This window comes from Marinilabilia salmonicolor, assembly GCF_003003035.1.
Lineage (GTDB): Bacteria > Bacteroidota > Bacteroidia > Bacteroidales > Marinilabiliaceae > Marinilabilia > Marinilabilia salmonicolor_A.
In genome coordinates this window covers 1-6,199 of record NZ_PVTS01000035.1, presented here as the reverse complement: position 1 = coordinate 6,199, position 6,199 = coordinate 1, and the positions used below count along the sequence as shown (strand labels likewise).

The following is a 6,199-nucleotide window of genomic DNA, read 5'->3' as shown; positions in this document are numbered from 1 at the left end:
CAACGCCCGGCTGTATGCGTCAGGCCGGGGCTTTCAACCCGTAAAGCTTGTGTCAAGCCGTGAGCGGGTAACAAGGAAAAACGAAGCTTGCAATATGCTGTGTAGCCCCGGCTGGCGTATACAGTTTTGTTAGCGCCCCGTAGTTTCTTGTTTTTCAATTCGTTATTTGTTTTTTAATTTGTTCTTTGTTAGTTGCCAGCTATGAATTTGTCAGGATGAATGAGACCCAAAGGGAAAACCAAATCTTTCAATTTATAAGTCAATCTGAATGTTTATTTTTCCACCAAGTCCCTTTTCAACAATATCATACAAGGTTTTCAATGTGATATTACTTGCGTCGTTTTCAACCCGTGAAATATAACTTCGTTTTTTATTGATTATCTCCCCGAGCTGGTCTTGCGTTAAGTGCCTTTTTTCTCTTGCTTCTCTTAGCGTTAAACCAATTCGGAATGATTTGAATTCACGGTCAAGTTTATCTCTTCTTTCAGTTCCTTTTTCTCCGTAAACTTGGTCTTTTAATTCTGTCCAAGTGGTTGTATTTTTCTCAGCCATAATCAATTGTTTTTTTCGTTAAAATACTCTTTCATAAGCTTTGCAGCTTTCTCAATCTCCGATTTTGGTGTTTTCTGCGACTTTTTCTGAAAGCCGTTTAATAAAATTACCAATCGTCCCTGGTCGAAAAAACAAAAGACTCTCCAGATATTAGATGCCAATGAAATTCGGGCTTCATATAATCCTTTTTGTCCTTTGATGTGTTTTAAATATTTTTCCGGAATTCGTTCTTGATATTCAATTAATTCAATGATTTTAAAGACTTTGTCTTGCACTTTCTTCGGTTGCGCAAGAAGAAAATCCTTAAAATGGTTCTTGTAATCAATTACAGTTCGAATCCGTTTCATTCATTTCATTTTACATCAAAGGTAACTTTTAAGTTACAAAAATACAATCGTTATTGTCTTTTTTCTGTGTATATGGTTTTTCTTTACTATGGGCGCTAACGTTTGACAATATGGCAAGTGGCGGTTTGCGGGCTACGTCACTATCCACCGTTACAAAATTTGATGCGGGGAAGAATGCTTCAAATCAATATTTTCCCCGCCATTTGCTATATTGTGTGTTAGCAACTGATGTTATTCCACCATTATCAATTGATTGTCAAGCGAATATTTAATTTCTTTTTTTGCATTTGGATATTTCTCTAATATTTCATCTTCGGCAACATTCTTAGCTATTAGTTTCCCATTTAAGTCTAAGTAGTACCATACATCATCTTTCAAAAGGACTAATTTATCTTTATGATTCTCATCAAATCCCCAGTAATCAATATCTACAATTAATTTTTCATAATCACATGGTACAATTTCCTTATTCTCTCGATTTAGAACACCAAACTTATTATCTCTTTCTATAAGAATTGTTTGACTATTATAGTAATGAATGTAGTCGTACAAACAAGGAATCATTATTTCGCCATTAGGCTTTACCATGCCATACTTATTGTCCTTTTTTACATAATGTTCATCTGGACTATATTCAATCCAACTACATATTCCGTCATAAATTAATGGTATATTGATTTCATTCTTCATATTAATCGTTCCTAATTTCTTATCCTTTTGAACAATTAAATTGTCTTCATATTCTTCGTAATCATCATACCAAACCCGTGTTATAAATTCATATTCAAAAGGAATTACAACTTTTCCATCATAATCAATCACTCCAAATCGTCCATCTTTTTTCGCATATAGAAAATCCTCAAGATGTGGATGAAATATTGAATCGTATATAAATGGTAGAATTGTATTGCCTTTGTAATCAATAGTTCCCATTTTATTACCCAACCTTACGATAAAACCTTCATCAAAGTCATAATAACCGGTGTATTTATTTGAAACAATTTTACTATCATCATCTATTAAGAAAATAGAGTCATTACTGTAAGCTAAATAATAGTTGTCTGATAAGATGTCAACTTTAACAAACTCCTTCTTAATTTCTAATTCAGCTTGATTGTTTAGAATCTGATATTTTCCATTTTTCTTTATTAAAAAAGTTGTAAAATTATTTCCATATGAACGAGCTGGTTTTGTTGATATTAAATCATATTCTATTGGGATTTTAATATTGCCTAAAGAATCAATTATTCCATATTTGTTTCCCTTGATTACAATTGAGTAACCGTAACAATTCATAGGGTTTATGATGTCATATGTGCCGTACTTTACTATTTGCTGAAGATTCTTGTCTATTAAAGCGAATTGATTTCCCTTTTTAACAAGAGCAATGTTCCTATTAAAGTATAGCTCTTTGATTGTACTGTAATGACCTTTTTCTGGAATTCGTCCTGATGATTCAATAATCTCATCAAATTCAAAATCTGTTAGAGTTTCCGTATCACTAAAATAAAATGCCCATTTATTATGCTTTTTGACAATTGCAATCTGATTCTCTCGACTGTAATCAATATCATCATATATACAGTCAACTTTAAAATTCCCAAGAGTATCAATCAAGCCCCATCCACTTTCCTTCTTAACAATTGCTAATCCTGGATTGTAAAAGTATTTTGCTTCAGAAAACTGAAAATCAATAATTGTCTTTCCTTTTCGATTTAAATAACCAAAAGTTCCATTCTTTTCTGCAAAGGTTAGATTATGCGAAAACACACCTAAATCTTCATAGTTGAAGGGGATTATAATATTTTCATTTATATCAATAAAACCTTGTTTGTCTTTGTAATTTGTTGCTAATATCATTCCTTCATCATCAAGAGGATTTAGAAATTTGTATTTTCCTATTGGAATAACAGTATCCCCTAGATTATTTACGAATCCATATTTCGAACTTTTGCCTATTCGGCTGAAAGAATCTTGATATTCATTATTACGTTGTGTACTCTCTTTTGAACTTTGAGCATAAGACTGAAATGTCAATAATGAAATTAATATAATTATGGGTAGTTTCATTCTCTTACATTTGTTGCTAACGTCCCGGCTATATGCGCCTGGCCCGTGGCTATCAGACCCGCTGTGACTTTATCAGCTTGAAAGCATGGGAGAGGGTAAAACAAAACCCTCAATATGCTGTGGATGCCACGGCTGGCGTATATAGCTCCGTTAGGCACTGGCTTTTTCTATGTTCAGTTGTCGATTTGATTAAGATTCAAGTTGTTCAATTATATTTTCAGAAAGAGATTTTAAAAGAGGATTCTTTTCCTCTAAGGAAGTTTTACTAGGGTTGAAATTATCAGATATTTGCTTCTTAAATAAATCCATATCCCAACTACTATATTTTCTTTTTTTCTTTAAATAAATTGTAACTTGTTCAATAACTGGCTTATTATCTTCAATTGTAAATTCTGCTGCATCTTCCTCAAAAAATCTTTTGTAAAATTTTCCAAATTGTGATTTAATAAATTCTTTATCTAGTAAATCCTCAATTGTGCCACCATCAACAACGTCTCCAACAATATCTCTTATTGTAAAAACATTGTCGGATGTATAAATACCGCCAATGCTTAATATTTTCTTTTTATATTTTTGTCCATCTTGGTCATTATCAACCAAGACTAATATTGAAATATTTTCATGGTTAAGTTTTGAAGCTAGAGTATCAATATTACTTCCATGGCCATTTGTAATACCGATATGGGATTTATTCAAAACGTTAAGAGATTTTTGAAGAATAATTTTATCAGAAGCCCCTTCAACTAAAAGGCTATGAGGATTTAATAAATCTCTGTAGATTTCAACCCCGAAAGCTTCTCTAAGAACTTCATCATCGATGAGTGTTTGGTGTTCTTGGATGTTTTTTTTCTCAGTTATTGCTTTTTTATTTTTTTTGATAATGAAGTGTCTGTTTTTATTATTTCTATCAATTAAAAATGGTGAATGTGTTGCAATGAATACATAATTTCTTTTTCCAATGTTGAGAAGCTCTTTAGATAAATCTCTTATTCCTGATGGATGCATATGTTGTTCTGGTTCATCTATTAAAATAAGTTCGTTGTTTCTTGCATTATTTTTTGATTCAAGGGAAAGAGAAAGGATTAATGAAAGAAAATGTTTAGCTCCTTCGCTTCTATCTTTTATAGAAAATCTATCGTGTTTATTTTCATCTCCTTTGTCTTTGATGGAAAGAGAAAACATTCCAGTTTCAGTAATGTCAATAATTATATCAATTTCATGTTTCCATATTTTTTTTACATAATCATTTAAGGAGTCCTCTAACTGGCTTACTAAACGACTTCTTTGTTGTGGGTTTTTTATGTTATCAATTTTCGCCTGAATGTTTTCATTTGAATTAATATTAGCTAGATGAAAAATATTCTTTAACGGTTTATTCGAACTTGGATTTTCACGGTATTGTATGAGGTTAACCTCTGACAATAAGTACTCTTCAGAAGGAGTCCAGTAAGAGACTTTCGGTTCATATTTATTGATAATCTCTGCAATTTTTTCGTCAAATAATTCTTTGAAACTTTCTTCATTAAGTTCATTTAAGGATTCTGTTTCATTAGAGTCTTTACTAATTTTTATTATTCTTTTCGTGCGATTTACTCCACCTACTGTAATGGTTTTTGAATTTTCTTTGAAAAATAGTTTTTCCTTTGGTAAGGATACTAAATATTCATAACTATAGGTAAATTCATTTTTATTTCGTTCCAAATAAACGTTTTTGATGATATCGTGAATTTTAAAGCTTAATTCTCCATCAAACTCTATTTCTTTATTTATTTCAGAGATATATGATTTGGGATTTTCAAATTCTAAAGAATAAAATAAGTCAACATATTTAGCATCTTCATTTTTTTGATTGCACAAATTGAAGAAATTAAATTTAGTTGTTGGTGCCTGTAAATATGACAATGCTTGTAAAAGATTACTTTTTCCTGATTCGTTTATCCCAACAAATATTGATGTAAAGCTTCCTCCGATTTTTTTTAGTTCAAATTCCATTTTAATAATGGATTTGAAGTTCTCAATAGTGATTTTGGTAATTTTCATGGTTTTTTCAATTTATATTATGTTGTGAATAAACTTAGTTTTAGAAAATTTTGAAAAAGCATTTTTTTTATGTTATATCACTAGAAGATGTTATTTTATGTCATTATTAATTAATTTGAATTGTCATTGTTTTAATTCGCACTTTAGCTTGTGCCTAACGCCCGGCTGTATGCGTCAGGCCGGGGCTTTCAACCCGTAAAGCTTGTGTCAAGCCGTGAGCGGGTAACAAGGAAAAACGAAGCTTGCAATATGCTGTGTAGCCCCGGCTGGCGTATACAGTTTTGTTAGCGCCCCGTAGTTTCTTGTTTTTCAATTCGTTATTTGTTTTTTAATTTGTTCTTTGTTAGTTGCCAGCTATGAATTTGTCAGGATGAATGAGACCCAAAGGGAAAACCAAATCTTTCAATTTATAAGTCAATCTGAATGTTTATTTTTCCACCAAGTCCCTTTTCAACAATATCATACAAGGTTTTCAATGTGATATTACTTGCGTCGTTTTCAACCCGTGAAATATAACTTCGTTTTTTATTGATTATCTCCCCGAGCTGGTCTTGCGTTAAGTGCCTTTTTTCTCTTGCTTCTCTTAGCGTTAAACCAATTCGGAATGATTTGAATTCACGGTCAAGTTTATCTCTTCTTTCAGTTCCTTTTTCTCCGTAAACTTGGTCTTTTAATTCTGTCCAAGTGGTTGTATTTTTCTCAGCCATAATCAATTGTTTTTTTCGTTAAAATACTCTTTCATAAGCTTTGCAGCTTTCTCAATCTCCGATTTTGGTGTTTTCTGCGACTTTTTCTGAAAGCCGTTTAATAAAATTACCAATCGTCCCTGGTCGAAAAAACAAAAGACTCTCCAGATATTAGATGCCAATGAAATTCGGGCTTCATATAATCCTTTTTGTCCTTTGATGTGTTTTAAATATTTTTCCGGAATTCGTTCTTGATATTCAATTAATTCAATGATTTTAAAGACTTTGTCTTGCACTTTCTTCGGTTGCGCAAGAAGAAAATCCTTAAAATGGTTCTTGTAATCAATTACAGTTCGAATCCGTTTCATTCATTTCATTTTACATCAAAGGTAACTTTTAAGTTACAAAAATACAATCGTTATTGTCTTTTTTCTGTGTATATGGTTTTTCTTTACTATGGGCGCTAACGTCCCGGCTATATGCGCCTGGGCGTGGTTTCAGACC

The 6,199-nt window shown here is 31.8% G+C and carries 6 protein-coding genes; all 6 read right to left on the bottom strand.

The genetic code is table 11. From position 1 onward, the window contains the following. Positions 1 to 252: 252 nt before the first annotated feature. Positions 253 to 552, bottom strand: coding sequence for a helix-turn-helix domain-containing protein (locus BY457_RS18590; RefSeq protein WP_106154829.1), 300 nt, complete (start codon positions 550 to 552; stop codon positions 253 to 255). Between the two features lie 2 nt (positions 553 to 554). After that, positions 555 to 899 carry a type II toxin-antitoxin system RelE/ParE family toxin gene (locus BY457_RS18585; protein ID WP_106154828.1) on the bottom strand — a complete coding sequence of 115 codons (345 nt, stop codon included), beginning with the start codon at positions 897 to 899 and terminating at the stop codon, positions 555 to 557. A 231-nt stretch (positions 900 to 1,130) separates the two neighbouring features. Then, positions 1,131 to 2,969 (bottom strand): WG repeat-containing protein, encoded by a 1,839-nt coding sequence (locus tag BY457_RS18580; RefSeq protein ID WP_106154831.1) that lies wholly within the window; start codon positions 2,967 to 2,969, stop codon positions 1,131 to 1,133. 189 nt (positions 2,970 to 3,158) lie between these two features. Next, positions 3,159 to 5,009, bottom strand: a complete 1,851-nt coding sequence (locus BY457_RS18575) for an ATP-dependent nuclease (protein WP_106154830.1) — start codon at positions 5,007 to 5,009, stop codon at positions 3,159 to 3,161. A gap of 407 nt (positions 5,010 to 5,416) precedes the next feature. Beyond that, positions 5,417 to 5,716: a helix-turn-helix domain-containing protein gene (locus BY457_RS18570; RefSeq protein WP_106154829.1), complete on the bottom strand. Its 300-nt coding sequence runs from the start codon at positions 5,714 to 5,716 to the stop codon at positions 5,417 to 5,419. 2 nt (positions 5,717 to 5,718) lie between these two features. Continuing rightward, entirely contained in the window at positions 5,719 to 6,063 is a 345-nt protein-coding gene (locus BY457_RS18565; RefSeq protein ID WP_106154828.1) for a type II toxin-antitoxin system RelE/ParE family toxin, read from the bottom strand. Positions 6,064 to 6,199: the final 136 nt, after the last annotated feature.